Origin of the sequence: Streptomyces purpurascens (genome assembly GCF_045040895.1) — a bacterium.
Classification (GTDB): Bacteria; Actinomycetota; Actinomycetes; order Streptomycetales; family Streptomycetaceae; genus Streptomyces; species Streptomyces purpurascens.
The window spans coordinates 5651262-5675337 of sequence record NZ_CP108341.1 but is presented as its reverse complement, the minus strand read 5'-3'; the positions used below and the strand labels follow the sequence as shown (position 1 = coordinate 5675337).

Sequence of the window (24076 nt, the reverse complement as noted above, 5' to 3'; positions counted from 1 at the left end):
GAACGCCTTCAACGATAAGGGGCCGCGCCGGCGACCCCGCCCCACGCAGCAGCCGCGGCTCCCCGAGGGGAACCGCGGCCGTGGCTGCGTACGAACGACTACTTGTCGCCCTCGTCACGCTTGAGCGCCTCCATGGCGCGCGTCGTGACGTCCTCCACCTTGCCGAGCGCGGAGATCGTGACCACCAGGCCCTGCGCCTTGTAGTAGTCGATGATCGGCTCGGTCTGCGTGTGGTAGACCTCCAGCCGCGTGCGGACGGTCTCCTCGGAGTCGTCGTCCCGCTGGTACAGCTCGCCGCCGCAGACGTCGCAGACGCCCTCCTTGGCGGCCGGCTTGTACGTCACGTGGAAGACGTGCGCCGACTCGTTACGGCAGATACGGCGGCCGGCGATCCGCTTGACGACCTCGTCCTCGGGGACCTCCAGGTCCAGCACCGCGTCCAGCTGCATGCTCTCGGTCTCGAGCAGCTCGTCGAGCGCCTCGGCCTGCGAGACATTGCGCGGGAAGCCGTCCAGCAGGAAGCCGTTCTCGGCGTCCGGCTGCTCCATGCGGTCCTTCGCCATGGCGATGGTGACCTCGTCGGGCACCAGGTTGCCCGCGTCCATGTAGGACTTCGCCAGTTTGCCGAGTTCCGTCTGCTGGCTGATGTTGGCCCGGAACAGGTCGCCCGTGGAGATGTGCGGGATCGACAGGTTCTTGGCCAGGAACGCGGCCTGCGTTCCCTTACCGGCACCCGGCGGCCCGACGAGGACGATACGCATCAGCGGAGGAACCCTTCGTAATTGCGCTGCTGGAGCTGGCTCTCGATCTGCTTCACGGTCTCGAGGCCCACACCCACGATGATCAGGATGCTGGTCCCGCCGAACGGGAAGTTCTGGTTTGCCCCGAAACCAACCAACGCCATCGTCGGCACGAGAGCGATCAGACCCAGGTACAGCGAACCCGGCCAGGTGATCCGGTTGAGTACGTAGCTCAGGTACTCAGCGGTCGGTCGGCCAGCCCGGATGCCCGGGATGAAGCCACCATACTTCTTCATGTTGTCGGCGACTTCCTCGGGGTTGAAGGAGATCGCCACGTAGAAGAACGCGAAGAAAACGATCAGCAGGAAGTACGAAACGATGTAATACGGGTGGTCGCCCTTGACGAAGTGTTGCTCGATCCAGGTCTTCCACTCCGACTTGCCGCCGGCGAACTGGGCGATCAAGGCCGGGATGTAGAGCAGCGACGAGGCGAAGATGACGGGAATCACACCCGCCTGGTTCACCTTCAGCGGGATGTACGTGGACGTACCGCCGTAGGAGCGGCGGCCGATCATGCGCTTGGCGTACTGGACCGGGATGCGGCGCTGAGCCTGCTCGACGAAGACGACCAGGCCGACCATGACCAGGCCGACGAGGATGACGGTGCCGAACTCGATCCAGCCGCCGGCCAGGGAGCCCTGCTTCTTGATGGCCCACAGAGCGGACGGGAAGGTGGCGGCGATCGAGATGAACATCAGGATCGACATGCCGTTGCCGATGCCGCGGTCAGTGATGAGCTCACCGAGCCACATCACGGCCGCCGTGCCGGCGGTCATCGTGATGACCATGGTGATGGTGACGAAGATCGACTGGTCCGGGACGATCTGGCTGGCCACCGGGCACCCCTGGAACAGGGCGCCGCTGCGGGCGGTGGCGACGAGGCCGGTGCCCTGAAGGATGGCGAGGGCGATCGTCAGGTAACGGGTGTACTGCGTGATCTTCGCCGTACCGGCCTGGCCCTCCTTCTTCAGGGCTTCCAGGCGGGGGATCACCACGGTCAGCAGCTGGAGGATGATGCTCGCCGTGATGTACGGCATGATGCCCAGCGCGAAGATGGTGATCTGCAGCAGCGCGCCGCCACTGAACATGTTGACCAGACCGAAGAGACCCTGGTTGGCCTGGGCGTTATCGATACAGGTCTGGACGTTCCGGTAATCGACACCTGGGATCGGGACGTGTGTACCGATCCGGTAGACCACGATGATGGCGAGCGTGAAGAGCAGCTTCTTGCGCAGGTCGGGCGTCTTGAACGCCCGGGCGAACGCGGTGAGCACGGTGCCTCCTGCGACCCCCGCGCAACTGCGTCAAGGGTGACGGTCTGAGAGTCCAATAGGAACAACGACATAGGTAACGGTCAACTGCCGCTCAGAGTGCCCGAAGTGAAGCACCCTGTGAAAAGAGGGCAGTGCAGGCCACCTTACCGGCGAGACTGCCACCCTAGGAACGACCAACCGGGGATACCCCATATGTGGGGTATCCCCGGTCGGGATCGCTCAGGTCATCAAGACGCCTGTGGTGTTCAGACGAGCTCGGTGACGGTACCGCCGGCGGCGGTGATCTTCTCCTTGGCGGAACCGGAGACGGCGTCGACCGTCACCTGCAGCGCCACGGAGATCTCGCCCTGGCCGAGGACCTTGACGAGGCTGTTCTTGCGGACGGCACCCTTGTCGACCAGGTCGGCAACGGTGACCTCCCCACCCTCGGGGTAGAGGGCGGCGAGCTTGTCCAGGTTCACGACCTGGAACTCCGTCTTGAACGGGTTCTTGAAGCCCTTCAGCTTCGGAAGACGCATGTGGAGGGGCATCTGGCCACCCTCGAAGCGCTCCGGAACCTGGTAACGGGCCTTCGTGCCCTTGGTACCACGACCGGCCGTCTTACCCTTCGACGCCTCACCACGACCGACACGGGTCTTGGCGGTCTTGGCGCCCGGGGCGGGACGGAGGTTGTGGATCTTGAGCGGGTTGTTCTCCGCCATGATCAGTCGACCTCCTCGACCGTCACGAGGTGGCGGACGGTGTGCACCATGCCGCGGAACTCGGGGCGGTCCTCCTTGACGACCTGCGTGTTGATGCCCTTGAGACCAAGGGAGCGCAGAGTGTCACGGTGGTTCTGCTTGCTGCCGATGTAGGACTTGACCTGCGTAATCTTGAGCTGCGCCATGATTACGCACCCGCCCCGGCACGCGCACGGAGAAGAGCCGCGGGGGCGACGTCCTCGAGGGGCAGACCACGGCGGGCCGCGATCTCCTCGGGACGCTGCAGGCCCCGGAGGGCCTCCACGGTCGCGTGCACGATGTTGATCGCGTTGTCGGAGCCGAGCGACTTCGACAGCACGTCGTGGATACCGGCGCACTCGAGCACGGCACGCACCGGACCACCGGCGATAACACCGGTACCGGGCGACGCGGGCTTGAGCAGCACGACGCCGGCAGCCTTCTCACCCTGGATGGGGTGCGGGATGGTGCCCTGGATACGGGGGACCTTGAAGAAGTGCTTCTTGGCCTCCTCAACACCCTTGGCGATGGCGGCCGGCACCTCCTTGGCCTTGCCGTAACCGACACCCACGGTGCCGTCACCGTCGCCCACCACGACCAGCGCGGTGAAGCTGAAGCGACGACCACCCTTCACAACCTTGGCGACGCGGTTGATCGCGACGACGCGCTCAACGTACGCGGTCTTCTCGGCGGCAGCTGCGCCGCCGTCACGGCCCTTCCGGTCCCGCCGCTCGCCGCCACCGGCACCGCCACCGCGGCGCTGGGGTCCAGCCATTGGAATTACCTCTCTCTGTCTCCGCTAGCTACGGAACCAGGACTCAGAACTTGAGTCCGGCCTCGCGGGCGGCGTCCGCCAGGGCGGCGATGCGCCCCGCGTACTGGTTACCACCACGGTCGAACACGACGGCCTCGACACCGGCGGCCTTGGCGCGCTCGGCGACCAGGGCGCCGACCTGCTTGGCCTGCGCGGACTTGTCGCCCTCGCCACCGCGGATCGAGGTGTCCAGGGTGGACGCCGACGCAAGGGTGTGACCCTTGATGTCGTCGATCACCTGGGCCACGATGTGGCGGTTCGAGCGGGTAACGACCAGACGCGGACGCTCCGCCGTTCCGTTGATGTGCTTACGGATCCGGATGTGGCGGCGCTTGATCGCGGCGCGCTTGTAGGCGTCGCCCTTAAGGATCTTCTGTCCGTATGCCATGGCTTACTTACCCGCCTTTCCGACCTTGCGGCGGATGACTTCGCCCTCGTACTTGACGCCCTTGGCCTTGTACGGGTCGGGCCTGCGCAGCTTGCGGATGTTGGCCGCAACCTCGCCGACCTTCTGCTTGTCGATGCCCTCGACCGAGAAACGAGTCGGGGACTCCACCTTGAAGGTGATGCCCTCGGGGGCCTCGACCAGGATCGGGTGGCTGTAGCCCAGGGAGAACTCCAGGTTGGAGCCCTTGGCCTGGACGCGGTAACCGACACCGCTGATTTCGAGCTTCTTGACGTATCCCTGGGTCACACCGGTGATCATGTTCGCCACCAGCGTGCGGGACAGGCCGTGCAGGGCCTTGCTCTGCCGCTCGTCGTTGGGCCGGAGCACCTGAAGGGTGCCGTCCTCGGCCTTGGCGATGTCGATCGGCGCGATGACGGTGTGGGTCAGTTCGCCCTTGGGGCCCTTGACCGCGACCGTACGGCCGTCGATGGTGACGTCCACGCCGGCGGGAACCGGGATGGGGAGCTTGCCGATACGCGACATTGCTGTCTCTCCTCCGTTCCCGAACTACCAGACGTAGGCGAGGACTTCCCCACCCACGCCCTTCTTCTGCGCCTGCTTGTCGGTCAGGAGACCGTGGGACGTGGAGATGATGGCCACGCCCAGGCCGCCCAGAACCTTCGGCAGGTTGGTGGACTTCGCGTACACCCGGAGACCGGGCTTGGAGATCCGCTTGATGCCCGCGATGGAGCGCTCACGGTTCGGGCCGAACTTCAGCTCGAGAACGAGGTTCTTGCCGACCTCGGCGTCCTCGACCTTCCAGCCCGTGATGAAGCCCTCCTGCTGGAGGATCTCCGCGATGTGCGACTTGATCTTCGACGCCGGCATCGTCACGGAGTCGTGGTATGCCGAGTTCGCGTTCCGCAGACGCGTCAGCATGTCTGCGATCGGATCAGTCATGGTCATGAATTGGCCTTCGGCCTCTCTCGCCGGGGTTTCCTGGTGCGCCATCCCTCTCCCCGATCCGAGACGGGACGGGTGCGGCGCGGTGGACCTACGGCGTAGTAAGTCGTACGGGCGACCGTCAGGCGCCCAACCCTCCAAGCCTAAGCCATGAAGGGGAGGGCGCCTGACGCGCCCATTGCTTACCGAGAGCCCTTGGAATCCCTAAAAGGGGGATTACCAGGAGCTCTTGGTCACGCCCGGCAGCTCGCCACGGTGAGCCATCTCACGAAGGCACACGCGGCACAGGCCGAACTTGCGGTACACGGAGTGCGGGCGGCCACAGCGCTGGCAGCGGGTGTAGCCACGCACACCGAACTTGGGCTTGCGAGCAGCCTTAGCGATCAGAGCCTTCTTCGCCATCTCGCTCACGCCTCCTTGAAGGGGAAGCCGAGGTGACGAAGGAGCGCACGGCCCTCAGCGTCGTTGGTCGCCGTGGTCACCACGGTGATGTCCATACCCCGGGTGCGGTCGATCTTGTCCTGGTCGATCTCGTGGAACATGACCTGCTCCGTGAGACCGAAGGTGTAGTTGCCACGGCCGTCGAACTGCTTGGGGGACAGGCCGCGGAAGTCGCGGATGCGCGGCAGCGCGAGCGACAGGGTGCGGTCCAGGAACTCCCACATGCGGTCGCCACGGAGCGTGACGTGGGCACCGATCGGCTGGCCCTCACGCAGCTTGAACTGCGCGATGGACTTGCGGGCCTTGGTGACGGCCGGCTTCTGACCGGTGATCGTGGTGAGGTCCTTGATGGCACCCTCGATCAGCTTGGAGTCGCGGGCGGCGTCGCCCACACCCATGTTGACCACGATCTTGACGAGACCGGGGATCTGCATGACGTTCTCGTACTTGAACTCGTCACGCAGCTTGCCCGTGATCTCCTCACGGTACTTCTGCTTCAGACGCGGGCTGGTGGTGGTCGTCATCAGATGTCCTCACCCGTCCGCTTGGCAACGCGGATCTTGTTGCCTTCGTCGTCGAAGCGGTAACCGACGCGGGTCACGACCTTGTTGCCGTCCTTCTCCACGACCAGCTGGACGTTGGAGACGTGGATCGGCGCTTCGGTGGTGACAATGCCGCCGGCCTGCGAACCGCGAGCCGTCGGACCTGCCTTGGTGTGCTTCTTGACCCGGTTGACACCCTCGACCAGGACGCGCTCATCGCGCGGGTAAGCGGCAATGACCTTGCCCTGCTTGCCCTTGTCCTTACCGGTGATGACCTGGACCAGGTCGCCCTTCTTGATCTTCATGCTCACAGCACCTCCGGCGCGAGGGAGATGATCTTCATGAACTTCTTCTCGCGCAGCTCACGGCCGACCGGGCCGAAGATACGGGTGCCACGAGGGTCGCCGTCGTTCTTCAGAATGACAGCGGCGTTCTCGTCGAAGCGGATGTACGAGCCGTCCGGACGGCGGCGCTCCTTGACGGTGCGAACGATGACCGCCTTGATGACGTCACCCTTCTTCACGTTGCCGCCGGGGATCGCGTCCTTGACGGTGGCGACGATGACGTCACCGATACCCGCGTAGCGGCGACCGGAGCCACCGAGCACACGGATGCAGAGGATTTCCTTCGCACCCGTGTTGTCGGCGACACGCAGTCGCGACTCCTGCTGGATCACGTCTATCTCCTGGTTGTCTGCCGGTTCCCGGCAGGGGCTCTCCTCTTACGAGGTCGGCCCCTGCCGAGCCTGGCGGAACGATGCCTAGGGGGTCCCCCTAGGCGGGATTACTTGGCCTTCTCGAGGATCTCGACGACGCGCCAGCGCTTCGTCGCGGACAGCGGCCGGGTCTCCATGAGGAGGACACGGTCGCCGACACCCGCGGCGTTCTGCTCGTCGTGCGCCTTGAGCTTGTTGGTACGGCGGATGACCTTGCCGTACAGCGCGTGCTTGACGCGGTCCTCGACGGCGACGACGACGGTCTTGTCCATCTTGTCGCTGACGACGAGACCCTCACGGGTCTTGCGGAAGCCGCGGGCCTCTGCAGTCTGCTCAGTCACGTTGCTCTCACTCATCAGGCGCTCTCCACCGTCTCGATGCCCAGCTCGCGCTCACGCATCAGGGTGTAGATCCGCGCGATGTCCTTACGGACGGCCTTCAGCCGGCCGTGGTTCTCGAGCTGGCCCGTCGCCGCCTGGAAGCGGAGGTTGAACAGCTCTTCCTTGGCCTCGCGGAGCTTGTTCAGCAGCTCCTCGTTGCCCAGTTCGCGCAGCTCGGACGCCTTGGTACCGGCCGACATCACGCTTCACCTGCCTCGCGCTTGACGATCTTGCACTTCATCGGCAGCTTGTGGGCCGCACGGGTCAGGGCCTCGCGCGCGATCTTCTCGTTGGGGTACGACAGCTCGAACATCACGCGTCCGGGCTTGACGTTGGCGATCCACCACTCCGGAGAACCCTTACCGGAACCCATGCGGGTCTCGGCGGGCTTCTTCGTGAGGGGGCGGTCCGGGTAGATGTTGATCCAGACCTTGCCGCCACGCTTGATGTGACGCGTCATGGCGATACGAGCTGCCTCGATCTGCCGGTTCGTCACGTACGCCGGGGTCAGGGCCTGAATGCCGTACTCGCCGAACGCAACCTGCGTGCCACCCTTGGACATGCCGTTGCGCTTGGGGTGGTGCTGCTTGCGGTGCTTGACCCTACGGGGGATCAGCATTTCGGTCAGGCCTCCGTTCCGGTGCTCTCAGCCGGAGCGGCGGACGCGGGAGCCTCGGCCTTGGGGGCCTCGGCACCGGCAGCCTGCTGCGGCTTGCGACCGCGCCGCTCGCCACCGCGGCCACCACGGGCCGGGCGGTCGGCACCGCCGCGGGCCGGGCGGTTACCCGCACGGGCAGCAGCGTTCTCGGCGCGGACCTCGGCGATGTTCTTGACGTCGCCCTTGTAGATCCAGACCTTCACACCGATGCGGCCGAAGGTCGTCTTGGCCTCGAAGAAGCCGTAGTCCACGTTCGCGCGGAGCGTGTGCAGGGGCACACGGCCCTCGCGGTAGAACTCCGAGCGGGACATCTCGGCGCCACCGAGGCGGCCACCGCACTGGATCTTGATGCCCTTGGCGCCGGCCTTCATCGTGCCCTGCATGCTCTTACGCATGGCGCGACGGAAGGAGACGCGGGAGGAGAGCTGCTCGGCGACGGCCTGGGCAACCAGCTGAGCGTCGGTCTCGGGGCTCTTGACCTCGAGGATGTTCAGCTGGACCTGCTTGCCCGTGAGCTTCTCGAGGTCACCGCGGATGCGGTCGGCCTCGGCGCCACGGCGGCCGATGACGATGCCCGGACGCGCGGTGTGGATGTCCACACGCACACGGTCACGGGTGCGCTCGATCTCGACCTTGGAGATCCCGGCGCGCTCCATGCCGGACGTCATCATCCGACGGATGGCGACGTCTTCCTTGACGTAGTCCTTGTACAGCTTGTCGGCGTACCAACGCGACTTGAAGTCGGTCGTGACACCGAGCCGGAACCCGTGCGGGTTTACCTTCTGGCCCATTACCGGGTTCCTTCCTTGCTGCTGACGACCACGGTGATGTGGCTGGTCCGCTTGCGGATCCGGTAGGCACGGCCCTGGGCACGCGGACGGAACCGCTTCAGGGTCGGGCCCTCGTCGACGTAGGCCTCGGAAATGAAGAGGCTGTCGACATCGGTGTGGTCGTAGTTGTGCGCGGCGTTGGCAATGGCGCTGTCCAGCACCTTGCCGACCGGCACGCTCGCGGCCTGCGGGGCGAAACGCAGGACCGCCTGAGCCTCCGTGGCGTTCAGGCCACGGATGAGGTCCACCACTCGGCGGGCCTTCATGGGCGTGACGCGGATGTACCGCGCCTGGGCCCTGGCGTCCATGGTTGTCCTTCCAGTGTCTGTCATGGTCATTCCACCCCGCTGCTAGCGGCGCTTCGACTTCCGGTCGTCCTTGACGTGACCCCGGAAGGTGCGCGTCGGCGAGAACTCGCCGAGCTTGTGGCCGACCATCGACTCGGTGACAAACACCGGAATGTGGGTCTTGCCGTTGTGCACCGCGAGCGTGTGGCCGAGCATGGCCGGCACGATCATGGAGCGACGGGACCAGGTCTTGATGACGTTCTTGCTGCCGGCTTCGTTCTGAGCGTCCACCTTCTTGATCAGGTGGTCGTCGACGAAGGGCCCCTTCTTCAAGCTACGAGGCATCTCAACCCGTCCTTAGCGCTTCTTGTTCGTCTTGCGGCGGCGGACGATGTACTTGTTCGACGCCTTCTTGGGCGAACGAGTACGGCCTTCCTTCTTGCCCCAGGGGGACACCGGGTGACGACCACCCGAGGTACGGCCTTCGCCACCACCGTGCGGGTGGTCCACCGGGTTCATGACCACACCACGCACGGTCGGGCGAACGCCCAGCCAGCGCTTACGGCCCGCCTTACCCCAGTTGATGTTGCTCTGCTCGGCGTTGCCCACCTCGCCGACCGTGGCGCGGCAGCGCTGGTCGACCAGGCGGATCTCACCGGACGGCATGCGGAGGTGGGCCATCGAGCCCTCCTTCGCGAGCAGCTGCACCGAGGCGCCGGCGGAGCGGGCGAACTTCGCACCGCCGCCCGGACGCAGCTCGATGGCGTGCAGCGTGGTACCGACCGGGATGTTGCGCAGGGCAAGGTTGTTGCCCGGCTTGATGTCGGCCCCGGGACCGTTCTCGACGCGGTCACCCTGCTGCAGGTTGCGCGGGGCGAGGATGTAGCGCTTCTCGCCGTCGGCGTAGTGCAGCAGCGCGATGCGCGCGGTGCGGTTGGGGTCGTACTCGATGTGCGCGACCTTCGCCGGCACGCCGTCCTTGTCGTGACGACGGAAGTCGATCACGCGGTAGGCGCGCTTGTGGCCACCGCCCTGGTGGCGGACGGTCACACGACCGGAGTTGTTACGGCCACCCTTGCTGTGCAGGGGGCGGACCAACGACTTCTCCGGCGTGGACCGCGTGACCTCGACGAAGTCGGCGACGCTGGAGCCACGGCGGCCCGGCGTAGTCGGCTTGTACTTGCGGATTCCCATTTCTCAGTCCTCGTCCGATATCGGACGATCCGGACCGCCCTTAGGCGGTCGGACCGCCGAAGATGTCGATACGGTCGCCCTCAGCGAGGGTCACGATCGCGCGCTTGGTGGACGCGCGCTGGCCGAAGCCGGTGCGGGTCCGCTTGCGCTTGCCCTGGCGGTTGATCGTGTTGACCCCGGTGACCTTGACCGAGAAGACCGCCTGGACGGCCTGCTTGATCTGGGTCTTGTTGGCGCTCGGGTCCACGACGAACGTGTACTTGCCCTCGTCGAGGAGCGCGTAGCTCTTCTCCGAGACGACCGGCTTGAGCAGCACGTCACGGGGGTCCGTGAAGGACTTGCTCAGCGGGGTCTCGACGGTGTTCTTGCCCTCGGCGGCGTGGCGGCGCGCCTTGGCGACGCGCGCGGCCTTGGCCTTCTTCGCCGCCTTGGAGGCGATAGCGGGGTGACGGATAGCCATCAGGCCTCGCTCCCTTCGGTGTCATTGGCCTTCGGGCCGGACACGAAGGACTCGAAGGCGGCCTGGGTGAAGACCACGTCGTCCGAGACGAGAACGTCGTACGTGTTCAGCTGGCCCGGCTCCAGGATGTGGACCTGGGGCAGGTTACGGGCGGACAGCCACGCGGCCTCATCGGCGCGGTCGACGACCAGGAGCAGGTTCTTGCGCTCCGAGATCTTGCCGAACAGCGACTTGGCGGCCTTCGTCGACGGGTTCTCACCCTCGATGACGCCGGAGACGACGTGGATGCGGTTGTGGCGGGCCCGGTCGGTGAGGGCGTGACGCAGAGCGGCAGCCTTCATCTTCTTCGGGGTCCGCTGCGAGTAGTCGCGCGGCACGGGACCGTGCACGACGCCACCACCGGCGAACTGCGGCGCGCGGGTCGAACCCTGACGGGCGCGACCGGTGCCCTTCTGGCGGTACGGCTTCTTGCCGCCACCACGGACTTCACCGCGACGCTTGGTCTTGTGCGTGCCCTGGCGGGCAGCGGCGTTCTGCGCGACGACGACCTGGTGGATCAGCGGAATGCTGATCTTCTCCACGCCGAAGATCTCCGCGGGGAGCTCGACGCTACCGGTCTTCTCGCCTGCAGGCGAAAGGATGTCAACAGTGCTCATCGGTACCTCAGGCCCCCTTGGCCGCGGTGCGGACCAGGACGAGGCCGCCGTTCGGACCGGGAACCGCGCCCTTGATGAGCAGCAGACCCTTCTCCGCGTCAACGGCGTGGACGGTCAGGTTCTGGGTGGTGACACGCTCGTTGCCCATGCGACCCGCCATGCGGAGGCCCTTGAACACGCGGCCCGGGGTGGCGCAGCCACCGATGGAACCGGGGGAGCGGTGCTTGCGCTGGGTGCCGTGTCCGGCGCCGAGGCCCTTGAAGTTGTGACGCTTCATGACACCGGCGAAGCCCTTGCCCTTGCTCTTGCCGGTCACGTCGACCTTGAGGCCGGCCTCGAACACCTCGGCGGTGATCTCCTGGCCGAGGGTGTACTCGCTGGCGTCAGCGGTACGGATCTCGACGAGGTGGCGGCGGGGAGTGACGTCGGCCTTGGCGAAGTGGCCCTTGAGGGGCTTGTTCACCTTGCGCGGGTCGATCTCGCCGAACGCGATCTGGACGGACTCGTAGCCGTCGACGTCGTTCGTGCGGACCTGGGTGACGACGTTGGGGCCGGCCTTGACGACGGTGACCGGAACAACACGGTTGTTCGCGTCCCACACCTGCGTCATGCCGAGCTTCTCGCCCAGGATGCCCTTGATCTGCTTAGCCATTCTCAGATCACCGGCCTTCAGAGCTTGATCTCGATGTCGACACCGGCCGGGAGGTCGAGTCGCATCAGAGAGTCAACGGTCTTGGGGGTCGGGTCGAGAATGTCGATCAGGCGCTTGTGCGTGCGCATCTCGAAGTGCTCGCGCGAGTCCTTGTACTTGTGCGGCGACTTGATGACGCAGTACACGTTCTTCTCAGTGGGCAGCGGCACCGGGCCCGCGACCGACGCACCAGTGCGAGTCACCGTCTCGACGATCTTCTTCGCCGAGGAGTCGATGACCTCGTGGTCGTAGGCCTTGAGCCGGATGCGGATCTTCTGTCCCGCCATGGCTACTAGTAGTCCTGTCTCTCGTAACGCTCTGGAACCCGGTGTTCCGTACCTTCGTTCTCCGACCCACGCGGTCGGGCGTGTCGCTCTCTCGCTGACATGGATGTCCCATGGTTCGAACATCCCTGCGGGATTGCACACGGCCCTTCCGGAACCGCGAGCCGGGGGCGACTGCATCAATTGGCTGACGCGGGCCCACCGGGTGCCTGGCCGGTGCCGCACTAACACTTCCCGAAAGATTCCCGTACGTCCGCCCCAGCGCTGCCGTGTGGCAGTTAGGGCGACGAGTACTGTGGGACTCGCTTCCGGTCCCCCCGGCGGGAGGCGCGCAGCATCAACACTCGACCGAGCAACTCGGACAGTCTGCCATATGGGGCAGGGGGGACGCCAATCGAGCCGAGGAGAATACCCCGGGGGTGATGTAGGTCAAACCCAAGGCCGGACGACCCTGCCCGCGAGCCCCTCACTCCCGCTGGACGAGCCGCTCCAGCTCTGCGTCGTAGGCCCGGTAGCCGGCCTTCCCCCACTCGGGTGCGTCCGATGCCGGCCGCAGGATGCCGGGCAGGTGGGCGACGCGCCACATGCGGTGGATGTCGGCGGGGGTGGTACGGGCGCCCTCATCCGGGTCGGCGAGGCCGCCGACGACTCGGAGGATCTCCGCGATCCCGGCGACTCCCTCCCCTGCCTCGGTTCCCGCGGCGAGCGCGGCGGTGACGAGGGCCTGGAGGAGCCGGGTCAGCTGAAGATCGGTGCCGATGCGGCACATGCGCCGCACGAGCGAGGGCTCCTCGAGCTGCGTCAGGGATTCAGGAACGCCTGCGATGCCGTCGGACCACAGCAGCAGCGCGGCTGCGGATACCTCGTGGTCCCTGAGGTATCCCAGTTCGCCGACGATCGTCATGGCCGCGTCGCTGAACCGGCAGACCGAGCGAATGCCGTCCAGCATGCGGTCCACGTCATGCTGTCGTACCGCCACGAAGGCGCCCAGGGAAACGTCCGTGAGTCTCCAGGTACCGGTGGCGTTCACCGCGCCGATCTCCACCACTCCCCCGAGCGGACCGAAGACGGAGCGCGCGAGCCTGTCCTCCGGAGGGCGTGTCGTCTCCTGGCGGGACAAGATCATTCGGCCCAGGGAACGCGCACCGGCTTGCGCTTCCGCCACTCGCCGAGTTCCTCTTCCGGCCTCTCGTTCGTCGGCCTCACCCAAGGGCGGAGCGAACCCTCCGGGTCGGGAAGGGTGGCGCCGCCAAAACGTGCGTCCAGTCGTGCCAGGAGCTGCCCGAGCGCACCCTCGAACGCCTCCACGGTCAGGACACGCATCACCTCGTCCAGTGCGTCCCTGGAGTCGAGGTCATTGTCGTAGGCGCTGATGGGGTAGAACTCGTCGCTCGACCAGCCGGGCTCCAGCCGGCGCACCAGGCGTTCCCAGGAGGCGAAGCGGTCCGCCACCGAGTACACGGGTGCCGTGATCTTTTCCCGCAGGTGGGGTGCGACTCGCGACCGCTCCACCTCCAGCCGCTCCGCGTCGCACCGGGCGATCGCTTCCAGGACGGGCCGCGAGAGCTCGTCCCATGCGGCTCGGCTCTCGGGAGCGGCCCAGAAGACGTCGCGGGGTGCCGAGGAGACTGTGTGCGGCCCTCTACTGCTCGGCGTCGGTCGGAGCATATCGAAAGGCTTGATGGTCGTACTCCTCCTCGAAGATCACGACCAACGCCTTCGCGTCGTGGGAGACGAAGACGAGATCACTGCCCAACACTTCACGAAGTGATCCGACCCATCCTGGTCGGGCAACGAGGCAGTCGAGCCACGGAAAGAATTCCATCCGAGTGTGCACGTAAAATCTCTTCCCGACTCCCGATTCCTCGGTGAATTTCTCGATCCACCGATTCACCTCCTCTTCACTCGCCTCGTCCCCGATCCGAGAGGTCGGCACAGAGTCGGTTCGCCGAAATTCAGCCAGTATCCTCGCCAGCCAACCGGGCATCTCGTTGTCCTGGCGGTAGCCCAAGGTTCGCACGTCGCCCAGTAGTTCCGGGAGCCGTGCCGCTTCAGTCTCTTCCTTGCGCAACTGGAGCTTCTTGCGCAATTCTTCGCTCGGCACTAGGTACCTTCCGGGTAATAGAAGTGGTGCTTGTCGCCTACTTGCTGGTAGCGCTGCCCCATCATGTCGACGTTCCTGCCCCCACCCTTGGGCTGCCCTGCGTGGAAGTGCGGATGCGGCGCGTTGGGGTCATTCGTGTGGTTGACGACCACTCGCGTGCCCTCAGGTGTTTCATATTGGTAGTAGCGCCCGTGAGAACCAGGGCTTTCGTCGTAGACGTAGTTACTGGTCCTGTGCCGCATGGCCGGGTCGTCGCCGACCGTCCATTGACGGGTGGGCGGCTGACTGCGCGGAACACCCGCCCGGTCCTTGGCGGCATTGAATGCCTCTTGCCGTGTGTCGAAGTTCCTGTTGTACGGAGCAAGACCGAGCGGGTCCGCCCAGGTGTGGGGATTGTGGACGTAAGCGGTGGGGTTGGGCGCGGGTTCGATGCCCAGAGGGTCGGGGGACGTGTACCGGGCCGTCTCAGGGTCGTAGTAGCGAAGGTAGTTGTAGTGAAGACCGGTTTCGGGGTCGTGATACTGGCCGGGGAACCGCAACGGCGTGTAGGCAGTGCTGTCCGCCTGCCAGGTGGTGATGCCCCAGAGGGTTCTGCGTGAGTGCCAAGCGATATTGCCGGACTCGTCGATGAGTTCGGTAGGAGTTCCGACAAGGTCGGTGACGATGGCGAAGAAGCGGGAGTCGATCTCCTCCTGGAGGGACTCGTCGGTGAGGCGCTCGGTCTGTGCCACGGGAAACAGTCCCTCGTGATCCCAGGTGAGTGTCACCGGGTGCGGCAGATGTGAAGCGGTGGTGGTCTGCTCGGTGACGGTCTGGCCGTCCCAGGTGAACTGCGATTCCTCCAAGACCGTCACCCCGTCCGCAGCCAGGCGTTGTTTCGCTGTCCGACGGCCGAACGGGTCGTAGCGGTAACGCCAGACCGTCCCGTCAGGGGTGGTCACCGAGGTGAGGCGGTCCTCGGCATCCCACTCGTACCGCCATACGTCGGGCTTGCGCGAGAGGCGGATCTTGCGCCGAACCACGATGCGCCCTGCTCCGTCGTACTCATATCGGACGGAGCCTGCCTGCGTGAGGCGGTTGCCGGTGTATGCACGGTCGCCCTGCGCTTCCTGGCCGGGGTTGTGGAGGGGCCAGGAAGCTCGGGTCTGGTTGCCTGTCGCGTCATAGGCATAGGACTCGGTCCAGTTCCGAGCGCTGACGTCCGTCACACGACCGGCGTCGTCCAGGCCGAACACCACAGGGCCGTGCGAGGGGTCGTCCATGCCGACGAGGGCGTTGTCCCGACGGAATGAGTATGAACGGCGTTGGACGAGCCCTTCTGGCGTGGTCACCGCCAGGTCTGTCGGTCGACCAGCCGCGTCTCGTCCCTGGGAAATGGTGAGCGAGTCACCGATCAGGCGATGCACCTCGCGGCCGGCGGCGTCGTAGGTGAAGGCCAAGGCATGACCGGAGCTGACCAGCGAAGTCGTGCGGCCCACCGCGTCGTAACCGTAGACGGCGCGGGCACCCGTTGGCGTCGTCCTCTCAGTACGCCGACCCGCCGCGTCGTAGCTGAACCGCAGTGTGCGGCCGTTCACCGCCTCGGCAACGAGCCTCCCCGAGGCGTCGCGCTCCCAGGCCACTTCACAGTCAGGGCTCACGAGGCGCAGCCGCCTTCCCAAGCGGTCGTACTCGTACGTCGTGACCGCACCGTCCACGCGCTTCGTCGTGAGTCGGCCCAATTCGTCGTACTCGTACTCAACCGACTGCCCCAACGGATTCGTGCGCGCCACCAAGCGGCCTGCCGCATCATGCCGGTACGCGATCCGGCGGTCGTCGAAATCCGTCTCCGCGATGAGCTGACCGGCCGGATCATACTCATATGCCCACGTCAGGCCACTTGGAGCCATGACCTTGGTCAGTCGTAGCGATGGGTCGTGCTCGAACTCGTAGCGAGCTCCGTCGGGCCCTGTCCGCGCGGTCAGCAGGTCGAAGTGTGTGTACTCGTAGGTGGAGACGCGGTCATCGGCGTCTGTGTAGCGAATGCAGTTGCCTTCCCCGTCGTACACCCACGACTGTTCCGCGCCATCCGGACCGAGTGTCCGAGCGAGATGTCCCTCCACGGTCCACCAGCGGCGGGTCTGCGCTCCCAGTGGGTCTGTGATCAGGTCGGTCCGGCCGAAAGCATCATGGTGTGCGCTGAAACAGTTGCCCAACGGATCGGTTACTTCGGTCACCAGGCCGACGGCTGTGCAGCGAACGTGTGTGGTCTCCCCGAGTGCGTCGGTGACCGCCGTCAGCCGGCCGGCGTCGTCGAAGGTGTACCGAACCGTGGCCCCCGTGGGATCGGTGACTGCGGTGCAGTTGCCACGATCGTCGTACTCCCGCTGCCAACGAGCAGCTTCGGGCAGGACGACGGTCGTGGGAAGCCCCAGCTCGTTGTACGTGTACTGGGTGACTTCGCCGTCCGGGTGGGCGATGGTCAGGGGCCGACCCGCCGAGTCGTTGGTGAATCGCGTGGTGTGGCCCAGAGCATCAGTCCGGGCCAGCACATGGTGGTTGTCGTCGTACACGGTGCGCCTGGTGCCGCCGTTGGCATCGATCTCGGCCACCACCTGGCAACGGTCATTGATCACGAAGCGGCTCACCGCGCCCTCGGCGGTGGCCAGGGTCGTGACCGCGAGGTCCGGCCAGTGTGGATGCGTGCCGTCGTAGGTCAGGGCGATCGCGATGTGGCCGGCCTCGCCGCCCTCGGCCGTGCAGCGATCCAAAGCATCGTAGGTGTACCCGTAGCGGCTGCCATTGCTGTCGGTCCACGAGGTGATGCGCAACCGCTCGTCGTAGGTGAAGCGAAGCGACGCACCGGAGGAGTTGATGACCTCAGTGAGGTTGCCGTCGGTGTAGCCATACCGCTTGACGGTGACGTCTGAGCCGTCCTCGGCCGCTTCGGCCAAGGACAGCGAAGTAATGCGACCATCCTCGGCAGTGAACTTCAGGTGGTAGCCACCCGAGTGCCGGATGTCGATCGGGGCCCCGGCGCTGTCGTAGCGGAAGTCAATGGTGTGGCCGTTGCGGTCGGATATCCGCTGCAGCAGTGCCAGACCGTCGCGTGGTCTGCCAAAAGTGCGGGTGTGTCCGGTGACGGGGTCGGTCACCGTGTAGCCGCCGTCATCCAGTCGGGTCAGGGGCCGACGTGGGCCGACATCCGGTAGCTCCGGTGACGCGGGGTCGTTCGGGTGCCGGTAGGCGAGGAGCAGCCCGTCTTCAGTTACGAAGACGATGCCCTCCTCATCAATTTCGAGCCGTTGGTCCAAGGTGGAGGACCAAGAAGGACCGAACCACCAGCCAGTGCCGTATCCCGACTCCGCCCGGCGCTCGAAGGCCATGGGGAGCAGCCCTGGAAGTTCCACGTCAGTCTGAGGGAGAAACATCCTGCCTGTGGCCATGTCGACCGGGTCACTGCCGTCGGAACGCACCACGCTCTTGACCCGGTTGTGTGCGCCCTGGGCCCCGTCCGCGATCATGCGGCGAGCGTTCTTGCCCAGCCCGCGCGCGGCGAGCCCCATCCCCCTCAGACCGCCCTTGAGGCCCTTCAACCCGGCCATCCCACCCTTGAGCCCCTTGGCGAGGCCGCCGACGGTGGTCAGGCCCTTCATGCCGGGTATGCAGTCCAGGGCCGCGAACCCGACATCCCATAGAGATGCCTGCCCCTTGGAGTACTTGTAGAGCGTGTCGGCAAGGACAACGGCGGCGGCGATCAGCACGATCGCGCCCAGGATCGGCCCGCCGATGATCATCGCCACGATCCCGACCACCGCGACGACGACCTTGCAGACGGCCACGATGGTGTCCCAGTTGTCGACGAACCAGTCGCCGACCTCCTCCCACCACGACCGATTCTGAATACCGGCGTCGGACGCCTCGTCGATCTTCGACTTCGCCTCGCGCGCGGCCTCATCGCGCATCGTGCGGGCGTCCGCGGCCATCTTCTTCGCCGCGGCGAGAGCGTCCTGGGCGTCGGAGACATCCGACTGTGCCTTGGACTGGGCGGACTTGGCGTGCTGGACATCCCGGGTGGCGGCGCGGACCTTGGCCTCGTCCGGCTTGTCGGCGTCGGACTTGCTGCCGGTGGGGTCGTCCTTGTACTTGTCCGCTTCCTTGCCGGCCCGCGTCACCCACGAGTCGGCAGAGGTCAGCTTCGACTGGGCGGTGGAGAGGCTGTCGCGCGCCTCGCGGCCCTTGCGCAACGCCTTGTCCGCCAGGGACTGGGCCCGCTCCAGCTTCGGCCAGAAGTCGGAGAGCGCGTCGCCGCACATCTCGTACGACTTCTTCAGCTTCTTGAGGTTCTTCGGGACATCCGCGAAGTCCTCCTTGAAGACGTCCGCGGACTTGCCCGCCCACTCCAGGAGCGTGCCCTCCCCCGCCATGCCCTTGACCAGACGCAGCGCGTCGGAGACGTCGTCAGCGAAGTCATGCAACTGCTTCGCGAGCGAACGCACGCGTTGCGGATCGCCAGGGGTCGGGTCCTTGTCCAAGTCCAGGACGTGCCAGTCCGCCGGCCTGTGCCCCGCCATACCGCAACCCCCGTCACGCGCACATCAACGTCAACAACCGTATGCACACGTGAACTTACAAGGCACAACCGTTCGACGGAAACATGAGCGCCCACATCGCGGACGGCGTCCGAGCACGGCCCGCTCGCCGCGACTTCAGTGCCACATCCGGGGGTTGAGAGTGGCAGCGACGAAGGAGTCGCCGGTGGTGACGGTGAGGTCAGGTTGTTCGATGCGCAGCGCCACCTTCTCGCGATCGAACTGACGGAACTCGAAGACGAAGTGTTCGGCGATCGCAGGACGATCCAGGGGAAACCCGTCGAGATCTACCGCCGAGTTCGCGCGGTCGGCTCCCTGACAAAGGACTGACACGAACAGGGGAAAGGGTTCCGCCTCCAGCACTCGATCCGCGTCATGGATCACACCCGCGATCCCGACTCCGCCCGTCACCGCACCGCACAGGTCATCCAGGCAGTCCACCACAGAGTCCCAGTTCCTCCCGAAGCAGCCGGGGAACTGCAGCAGCTCAGCGAACGAGCGGTAGATCCCCTCCTCGGTGATCAGGTCGCGGGAGTCGAAGTGGTATACGCGCCCTCCCTTCGCCTCCAGACCTGACAACTGCCGATGGATCCCGGTGTCTCCTCGCGACACGAAGACAACCCAGGGCTTCGATGTCCCCGTGATATCGACACCGGTCACTGCCTCATCACGCCTCCGTGAACCGGAACGTAGACGTGATCGCGTCGAAGATGTCGAAGAACGAGTCCGCGAGGTCGAGGACCTGGCTGCTGCCGGCGACCAGGGCCACCTTGCCCTCCTGGCCCGGCACGGGGATGTACGTCTGCATCAGCACAGCGCGGATCGTGCGATTGAGCGCGTCGCCGGGTACGGCGATGTCCTCGATGCCTTGCGTGCGCGCGGCGGGACCGACCCCTGGGATGTCGACCGTCGTCACCTTGCGCCAGGAGTCGCCCTCCCGCTTGGCCTCCTTCACCGCGAGCTGGCTCGCGATGACAGAGGGGTCGTTCGACAGCGGCTCGCCCCGCTCGTTGCGGCCGCCGACCAGGGAGACGGTCACCGAGCCGGTTATCGGCGTTTCGCCTCCGAAGTTCTCCGCCATGCAGCCGCAGTACAGCGCGCCCGACTTCCAGGCGTCCGCGGCGGCCTTCTGGAGGAAGTCGACGTACGTGCCGCGATACTGCTCCAACTCCGGGCGCTGCTGCACACGTTCGCTCACCATCCGGCGGATCGAATCGTCCCGCGACTCCGGCCGTACGTCGAACTCCCACCACGTCTCCGGCACCTTGATCCGGAAACCGCCCCGCTCGACGGTCAGTGTCTCCATGTAGCGGGCCATGACGCCGGCCTCCCCGTTCGCACGATCACTCGGTCATTCGTTCCCGTGCGCACATCGTGCCACTACTCCTCCAGCGTCCAGAACGGCGAGTCCTTCGGTGGTGCGGGGCGCACGGGGTGTGTGCTGAAGTCGATGTCCGCGTCGGCGTTCGGGTCGCCGATCGGGAGACGGTGTCGGTCGTCCGGACCGTAGTAGACCCCGTAGGCCCAGTACTCGGGCAGCTCGTGGCCCAGGAGCCCCACACCCCAGCTGACCGACTCGCGCGTCCCGTACACCGCGTTGATCCTCGCGACCGCCTCCGCACGGGAGATACCGATGCGCTCCACCAGTACGTCCGCCATCTCGCGGAAGTACGCCAGCATCTCCTCGTCGAGCGCCAGCACGAACTCCGTGCCCGTGGTGCCGGCCGTATCGCACGCCCCGAAGGAGACGAGCCAGCGCAGGCGCCTCACCTCTGCCACCAGTCGCGGCACCGCTTCCCTCGCCATGGCGGCGAACGCGGGGTCCGTGGTCGCGGCCGCGCACAGTTCCTCGATCGCGTCCAGGTCAAGGTGGTCATCGCGAGCCGCCGGTTCTGAAGTCATGCTCCAGTGTCACAGCACGGCAGCGACCGACCGGCGGAAGAGGGGGCTGTCCCCACCCCCGTCCACCAGCCCGCCGGATGGCCCGCCCCCGCTCCCCCGGGCACCGTAGGAGATACACGACCACTCAACGGGGGAACCGATCATGCGAACCGTCACAGCCACCGTCCTCACCCTGGCCCTCGCCGCGGCAGCGGCAGCGCCCGCCGCCGCCAGCCCCAGCAGGCCCGGCATCGACGGCGTCTGGCGCATGGACGGCTACGGCACTGTCCTCTCCCTCGACGGCGACACCCTCCAGGAGTTCCAGACGACATCCGTCAGCTGCGTCGAGGGCGAGGCCGCGCGGAGGACCGGGCCTGGCGCTTACACGACCGACGACGGCACCGTGCTGACCGTCCGCCCCGGCCCCGACCAGGACCGCGCCACCCTCGGAGCGGACAGTTCCGTCGGCCATCGCGCACTCCGGCGGATCAAGGAACTGCCCTCCGACTGCACCCGCCCCACGCCCAAGGACGCCCGCACCTCCTTCGACGTCTTCTGGCACTCCTTCGCCGAGAACTACCCCTTCTTCGCCGCGAAGGGCATCGACTGGCAGGACATGCGGGACCGGTATCGGCCCATGGTGCACAAGGACACCACCCGCAAGGAGCTCTTCGGGATCTTCAGCGACATGGTGCGGCCTCTCTACGACGCCCATGTCGCCGTCGAGGACGGGGACCTCGTCTTCGCCCAGGCCCGCCCGGGCACCGAGGTGCCCACGGAGTCGTTGGACACCAAGGTCAAGAAGTTCGTCGTCGAGCGCGATCTCAAGGGCGCCCCGTACCGCCAGGACTTCGCGAACGGCCGCATCACCTACGCCGACCTGCCCGGTAGCGCCCGCCAGGGCTATCTCCGTATCTCCGGCTTCGGCGGCTACACCTCCGAGGACGCCCCGTACGCCGCCCACCTCGCCGCACTCGACAAGGCCCTGGACACCATCCTCACCAAGGACCGCACCCAGCGGCTCAAAGGCCTGATCATCGACCTGCGCATCAACGGCGGCGGCTCCGACGCCCTCGGCATCCACATCGCCGAGCGCCTCACGGACAAGCCCTACGTCGCCTACGCCAAGCGCGCCCGCAATCACCCCACCGACCCGGGCCGGCACACCCGCCCCGAGCCCATCCGGGTGGCCCCTGCCGACGGCCCCCGCTACACCGGCCCCATCGCCGTACTGACCGGCGGCTCCACCGTCAGCGCGGGCGAGACCTTCACCCAGGCCCTCATCGACCGGCCGGGCGGCACCATCCGCATCGGTCGGCCCACCCAGGGCGTCTTCTCCGACGTCATGGAACGCAACCTGCCCAACGGCATGACCGCGATCCTCCCGAACGAGGAGTTCCTGAACCGGTCGGGCCGGACCTACGACGGCTCCGGCGTCCCGCCCCACCTCACCGAACCGGTCTTCACGAAGGAGGAGTTCGCCAAGAAGCGCGACTCGGCGTTCGACCGCGCGGTGAGCGTCCTTCGGAACAAGGGCTGAACGACGGCTAGAGGGAAGCCACGAACCCGACCCAGGCCTCCGGCGCGAGCGCGAGCCGGGGGCCCTGGGTGGCGTGCTTGGAGTCGCGGACCTGGATGGTGTGGGGGGCTATCGCGATCTCGACGCAGGAGTCGCCGTCAGGGCCACTGCTGTAGCTGCTCTTGAACCACGCCAGTTCAGCGTTGCGGATCATGTCTCTCCCAGCAGTTGCTCGATGAAGGCCAGCGACTCCCGCGGGGGAAGGGCCTGAGCTCGGATGGTGCCATAGCGGAGTTCGAGGATCCGGATGTGCTTCGGATCGGTGGTCGGCCGGCCGGCGAAAGCGCCGTCGGACCTGCCCACCGCAGTGCCGTCCCCGAATTTCAGCACCTCGATCCTCCCGTTCAGACCGGGATGGGCCTCGCTGCTCGTCGGCATCACCTGAAGCCTGACGTTACGCAACCGTCCCACCTCCAGCAGACGCTCAAGCTGCTGACGCCAGACCATTGTGCCCCCAACCGGGCGGCGCAGCGTCGCCTCCTCCTGGACGAAGCTGAGCGATGGCGCGGGCGACCGCTCGAACACGGACTGCCGGGCCATACGGGCGCCCACCAGACGCTCAACCTCCTCAGGCGAGTACGCGGGCTGCCATGACTCGAACAGGGCTCGCGCATGGTCGGGGGTCTGCAGCAGCCCATTGATGCTGTTGCACTCATACACCCCGATCTCAACCGCCTGCCCCTCCAACTTGGCAAGCTCCCGCACCTTCTTCGGATACCGAACCCTCTTCACGTCCTCCCAAGTCGCCGCAACCAGCCCACCCGCCCCCAACACCTCATCGGCCCTGCTCAGATAGTCCTGCCGAGGAATCCGCTTCCCGCCCTCGATCTTGTAGACCATGTCCTCGCCGTACCCCACCGCCGTCCCGAACTCCGCGGCCCGCATCCCCACCGCCTCCCGCCGCAGCTTCAGCTGCCGCCCGACGGTCGCAATGAGGGCGACGCCCCACTCGTCGTCGGGATCCACCTCCCAACCCGGCTCGTCCGCCTCGCCCTTGAGCCGCCCCGAGCCAGCCTCGACCACCGTCATCCCGCACCCTTCCGCCGTCGCACGACCGTGCCCAGCGCTCTACCCGTACGCCCGGCTCCGACAGCCCGGACACCACCGGACAAGCTCCGGACAGTCACCGTACGCACCCGCTGAGTCACTGTTCACAGTAGGCACGGACCGCCACGCTGAGTGACGTGAAGCAGAAATCCCCCGAACTCACCTCCCCCATCCGCAACTTCAGCCTCCAGTTGTCGCCGACTCCACGCGGCGCCCGCCTGGCCCGCCTCCTGGCCGCCGAGCAACTGCGCTCCTGGGGGCTTCCGTTGGACCCGGCGAGGCAGGTCGTCGCGGAGCTTGCGGCCAACGCGGTGACGCACGGCCGCGTCCCCGGCCGCGACTTCCGCCTGCTCCTCTACGTCGTCGCCGACACTCTCCGCATCGAGGTGACGGACACCCGCGACGACCGTCTGCCGGCGCTGTCCGATTCCGGCAGGGGCCTGCTCCTCGTCGAGGCACTCAGCGACCGCTGGGGCACCGCCCCAGGACTCCCGCCCCGCAAGACCGTCTGGGCAGAACTGAACCTCGCACCGGAACCCAAGAACCTGCACTCCGGTGGCGCGGACGGTCTCCCAGAAGGACCACATAGGTGAAAGAACCCCACCAAGCCCCACCCCTCCTCCCGCCCACCGAGCGGCCTCACCCGCGCGGGTGAACATCACCAACTCGACTAGCTTCGGGAGCCATTGCCTGCCCTACGCTCAGCGCAACACGTCACCACACAACCGCAGACATGCGACGGCCCCCGCCGGGACGGCAATCCCAGTGCGAGGGCCTGACCACCGAGGAAGAAGAGAG

At 66.4% G+C, this 24076-nt stretch carries 34 protein-coding genes; 2 read left to right on the top strand and 32 right to left on the bottom strand.

The features are described 5' to 3' along the window. Positions 1–98: 98 nt before the first annotated feature. From OHU35_RS26000 to OHU35_RS25855, 30 genes are all read right to left on the bottom strand, one after another. Positions 99–761: an adenylate kinase gene (locus OHU35_RS26000; RefSeq protein WP_189728752.1), complete on the bottom strand. Its 663-nt coding sequence runs from the start codon at positions 759–761 to the stop codon at positions 99–101. Continuing rightward, complete coding sequence (gene secY / locus OHU35_RS25995; RefSeq protein ID WP_189728750.1) at positions 761–2074, bottom strand: preprotein translocase subunit SecY; 1314 nt, start codon at positions 2072–2074, stop codon at positions 761–763. Before secY ends, OHU35_RS26000 begins: the two co-directional genes overlap by 1 nt. Before the next feature lie 245 nt (positions 2075–2319). Further along, positions 2320–2775, bottom strand: a complete 456-nt coding sequence (gene rplO, locus OHU35_RS25990) for a 50S ribosomal protein L15 (protein ID WP_005481206.1) — start codon at positions 2773–2775, stop codon at positions 2320–2322. Positions 2776–2777: 2 nt separating this feature from the next. Next, positions 2778–2960 (bottom strand): 50S ribosomal protein L30, encoded by a 183-nt coding sequence (rpmD, locus tag OHU35_RS25985; RefSeq protein ID WP_003974250.1) that lies wholly within the window; start codon positions 2958–2960, stop codon positions 2778–2780. A 2-nt stretch (positions 2961–2962) separates the two neighbouring features. Next, positions 2963–3568 (bottom strand): 30S ribosomal protein S5, encoded by a 606-nt coding sequence (gene rpsE, locus OHU35_RS25980; protein WP_164332815.1) that lies wholly within the window; start codon positions 3566–3568, stop codon positions 2963–2965. Between the two features lie 43 nt (positions 3569–3611). Continuing rightward, the gene (gene rplR / locus OHU35_RS25975; RefSeq protein ID WP_007494754.1) at positions 3612–3995 is read right to left on the bottom strand and encodes a 50S ribosomal protein L18; all 384 of its coding nucleotides are present in this window, start codon (positions 3993–3995) and stop codon (positions 3612–3614) included. A gap of 3 nt (positions 3996–3998) precedes the next feature. Further along, positions 3999–4538 carry a 50S ribosomal protein L6 gene (gene rplF / locus OHU35_RS25970; protein WP_059424839.1) on the bottom strand — a complete coding sequence of 180 codons (540 nt, stop codon included), beginning with the start codon at positions 4536–4538 and terminating at the stop codon, positions 3999–4001. 24 nt (positions 4539–4562) lie between these two features. Further along, complete coding sequence (gene rpsH, locus OHU35_RS25965; RefSeq protein WP_030839654.1) at positions 4563–4961, bottom strand: 30S ribosomal protein S8; 399 nt, start codon at positions 4959–4961, stop codon at positions 4563–4565. A gap of 213 nt (positions 4962–5174) precedes the next feature. Then, positions 5175–5360 carry a type Z 30S ribosomal protein S14 gene (locus tag OHU35_RS25960; RefSeq protein WP_003948630.1) on the bottom strand — a complete coding sequence of 62 codons (186 nt, stop codon included), beginning with the start codon at positions 5358–5360 and terminating at the stop codon, positions 5175–5177. A 5-nt stretch (positions 5361–5365) separates the two neighbouring features. After that, positions 5366–5923, bottom strand: coding sequence for a 50S ribosomal protein L5 (gene rplE / locus OHU35_RS25955; RefSeq protein WP_003992366.1), 558 nt, complete (start codon positions 5921–5923; stop codon positions 5366–5368). After that, positions 5923–6246, bottom strand: coding sequence for a 50S ribosomal protein L24 (gene rplX, locus OHU35_RS25950; protein ID WP_053674523.1), 324 nt, complete (start codon positions 6244–6246; stop codon positions 5923–5925). The genes rplE and rplX overlap by 1 nt, the downstream gene beginning before the upstream one ends. A gap of 2 nt (positions 6247–6248) precedes the next feature. Further along, a complete protein-coding gene (rplN, locus tag OHU35_RS25945; RefSeq protein ID WP_003992364.1) occupies positions 6249–6617 on the bottom strand; it encodes a 50S ribosomal protein L14 in 369 nt (122 codons plus the stop codon). A 107-nt stretch (positions 6618–6724) separates the two neighbouring features. Next, positions 6725–7012, bottom strand: a complete 288-nt coding sequence (gene rpsQ / locus OHU35_RS25940; RefSeq protein ID WP_003992363.1) for a 30S ribosomal protein S17 — start codon at positions 7010–7012, stop codon at positions 6725–6727. Then, on the bottom strand, positions 7012–7236 hold the full coding sequence (rpmC, locus tag OHU35_RS25935) for a 50S ribosomal protein L29 (RefSeq protein ID WP_010036720.1): 225 nt from the start codon (positions 7234–7236) through the stop codon (positions 7012–7014). The genes rpsQ and rpmC overlap by 1 nt, the downstream gene beginning before the upstream one ends. Continuing rightward, positions 7236–7655 carry a 50S ribosomal protein L16 gene (gene rplP / locus OHU35_RS25930; RefSeq protein WP_003992362.1) on the bottom strand — a complete coding sequence of 140 codons (420 nt, stop codon included), beginning with the start codon at positions 7653–7655 and terminating at the stop codon, positions 7236–7238. Before rplP ends, rpmC begins: the two co-directional genes overlap by 1 nt. A 5-nt stretch (positions 7656–7660) precedes the next feature. After that, a complete protein-coding gene (gene rpsC / locus OHU35_RS25925; protein ID WP_184591448.1) occupies positions 7661–8485 on the bottom strand; it encodes a 30S ribosomal protein S3 in 825 nt (274 codons plus the stop codon). Next, positions 8485–8832, bottom strand: a complete 348-nt coding sequence (rplV, locus tag OHU35_RS25920) for a 50S ribosomal protein L22 (RefSeq protein WP_184591450.1) — start codon at positions 8830–8832, stop codon at positions 8485–8487. Before rplV ends, rpsC begins: the two co-directional genes overlap by 1 nt. Before the next feature lie 42 nt (positions 8833–8874). Next, complete coding sequence (gene rpsS, locus OHU35_RS25915) at positions 8875–9156, bottom strand: 30S ribosomal protein S19 (RefSeq protein ID WP_057607913.1); 282 nt, start codon at positions 9154–9156, stop codon at positions 8875–8877. A 12-nt stretch (positions 9157–9168) separates the two neighbouring features. Continuing rightward, complete coding sequence (rplB, locus tag OHU35_RS25910) at positions 9169–10005, bottom strand: 50S ribosomal protein L2 (protein WP_030839671.1); 837 nt, start codon at positions 10003–10005, stop codon at positions 9169–9171. Positions 10006–10045: 40 nt separating this feature from the next. Then, the gene (gene rplW, locus OHU35_RS25905) at positions 10046–10465 is read right to left on the bottom strand and encodes a 50S ribosomal protein L23 (protein ID WP_031105224.1); all 420 of its coding nucleotides are present in this window, start codon (positions 10463–10465) and stop codon (positions 10046–10048) included. Continuing rightward, positions 10465–11121, bottom strand: coding sequence for a 50S ribosomal protein L4 (gene rplD / locus OHU35_RS25900; protein ID WP_189728748.1), 657 nt, complete (start codon positions 11119–11121; stop codon positions 10465–10467). Before rplD ends, rplW begins: the two co-directional genes overlap by 1 nt. A 7-nt stretch (positions 11122–11128) precedes the next feature. Beyond that, complete coding sequence (gene rplC / locus OHU35_RS25895) at positions 11129–11773, bottom strand: 50S ribosomal protein L3 (protein WP_030839681.1); 645 nt, start codon at positions 11771–11773, stop codon at positions 11129–11131. Between the two features lie 17 nt (positions 11774–11790). Beyond that, complete coding sequence (gene rpsJ, locus OHU35_RS25890; RefSeq protein WP_003948644.1) at positions 11791–12099, bottom strand: 30S ribosomal protein S10; 309 nt, start codon at positions 12097–12099, stop codon at positions 11791–11793. 463 nt (positions 12100–12562) lie between these two features. After that, positions 12563–13222: a hypothetical protein gene (locus OHU35_RS25885; protein WP_405507059.1), complete on the bottom strand. Its 660-nt coding sequence runs from the start codon at positions 13220–13222 to the stop codon at positions 12563–12565. Next, entirely contained in the window at positions 13219–13764 is a 546-nt protein-coding gene (locus OHU35_RS25880) for a hypothetical protein (protein WP_405507057.1), read from the bottom strand. The genes OHU35_RS25885 and OHU35_RS25880 overlap by 4 nt, the downstream gene beginning before the upstream one ends. Continuing rightward, the gene (locus tag OHU35_RS25875; protein ID WP_405507055.1) at positions 13739–14200 is read right to left on the bottom strand and encodes a hypothetical protein; all 462 of its coding nucleotides are present in this window, start codon (positions 14198–14200) and stop codon (positions 13739–13741) included. The genes OHU35_RS25880 and OHU35_RS25875 overlap by 26 nt, the downstream gene beginning before the upstream one ends. Beyond that, positions 14200–18714 (bottom strand): RHS repeat-associated core domain-containing protein, encoded by a 4515-nt coding sequence (locus OHU35_RS25870; RefSeq protein ID WP_405507053.1) that lies wholly within the window; start codon positions 18712–18714, stop codon positions 14200–14202. Before OHU35_RS25870 ends, OHU35_RS25875 begins: the two co-directional genes overlap by 1 nt. 174 nt (positions 18715–18888) lie before the next feature. Further along, the gene (locus OHU35_RS25865) at positions 18889–19431 is read right to left on the bottom strand and encodes a barstar family protein (RefSeq protein ID WP_405507051.1); all 543 of its coding nucleotides are present in this window, start codon (positions 19429–19431) and stop codon (positions 18889–18891) included. 7 nt (positions 19432–19438) lie between these two features. Beyond that, the gene (locus OHU35_RS25860; RefSeq protein ID WP_405507050.1) at positions 19439–20089 is read right to left on the bottom strand and encodes a hypothetical protein; all 651 of its coding nucleotides are present in this window, start codon (positions 20087–20089) and stop codon (positions 19439–19441) included. Positions 20090–20151: 62 nt separating this feature from the next. Next, on the bottom strand, positions 20152–20673 hold the full coding sequence (locus OHU35_RS25855; protein ID WP_405507048.1) for a hypothetical protein: 522 nt from the start codon (positions 20671–20673) through the stop codon (positions 20152–20154). Between the two features lie 142 nt (positions 20674–20815). Between OHU35_RS25855 and OHU35_RS25850 the strand changes: the two genes are divergently transcribed. Beyond that, complete coding sequence (locus tag OHU35_RS25850) at positions 20816–22192, top strand: S41 family peptidase (protein ID WP_405507047.1); 1377 nt, start codon at positions 20816–20818, stop codon at positions 22190–22192. Positions 22193–22199: 7 nt separating this feature from the next. Here the strand turns inward: OHU35_RS25850 and OHU35_RS25845 are convergent, their stop codons facing one another. Continuing rightward, a complete protein-coding gene (locus OHU35_RS25845) occupies positions 22200–22385 on the bottom strand; it encodes a DUF397 domain-containing protein (protein WP_359887263.1) in 186 nt (61 codons plus the stop codon). After that, positions 22382–23260, bottom strand: a complete 879-nt coding sequence (locus tag OHU35_RS25840) for a helix-turn-helix domain-containing protein (protein WP_405507046.1) — start codon at positions 23258–23260, stop codon at positions 22382–22384. The genes OHU35_RS25845 and OHU35_RS25840 overlap by 4 nt, the downstream gene beginning before the upstream one ends. A gap of 155 nt (positions 23261–23415) precedes the next feature. Between OHU35_RS25840 and OHU35_RS25835 the strand changes: the two genes are divergently transcribed. Continuing rightward, entirely contained in the window at positions 23416–23871 is a 456-nt protein-coding gene (locus OHU35_RS25835; protein ID WP_189728734.1) for an ATP-binding protein, read from the top strand. Positions 23872–24076 lie beyond the last annotated feature (205 nt).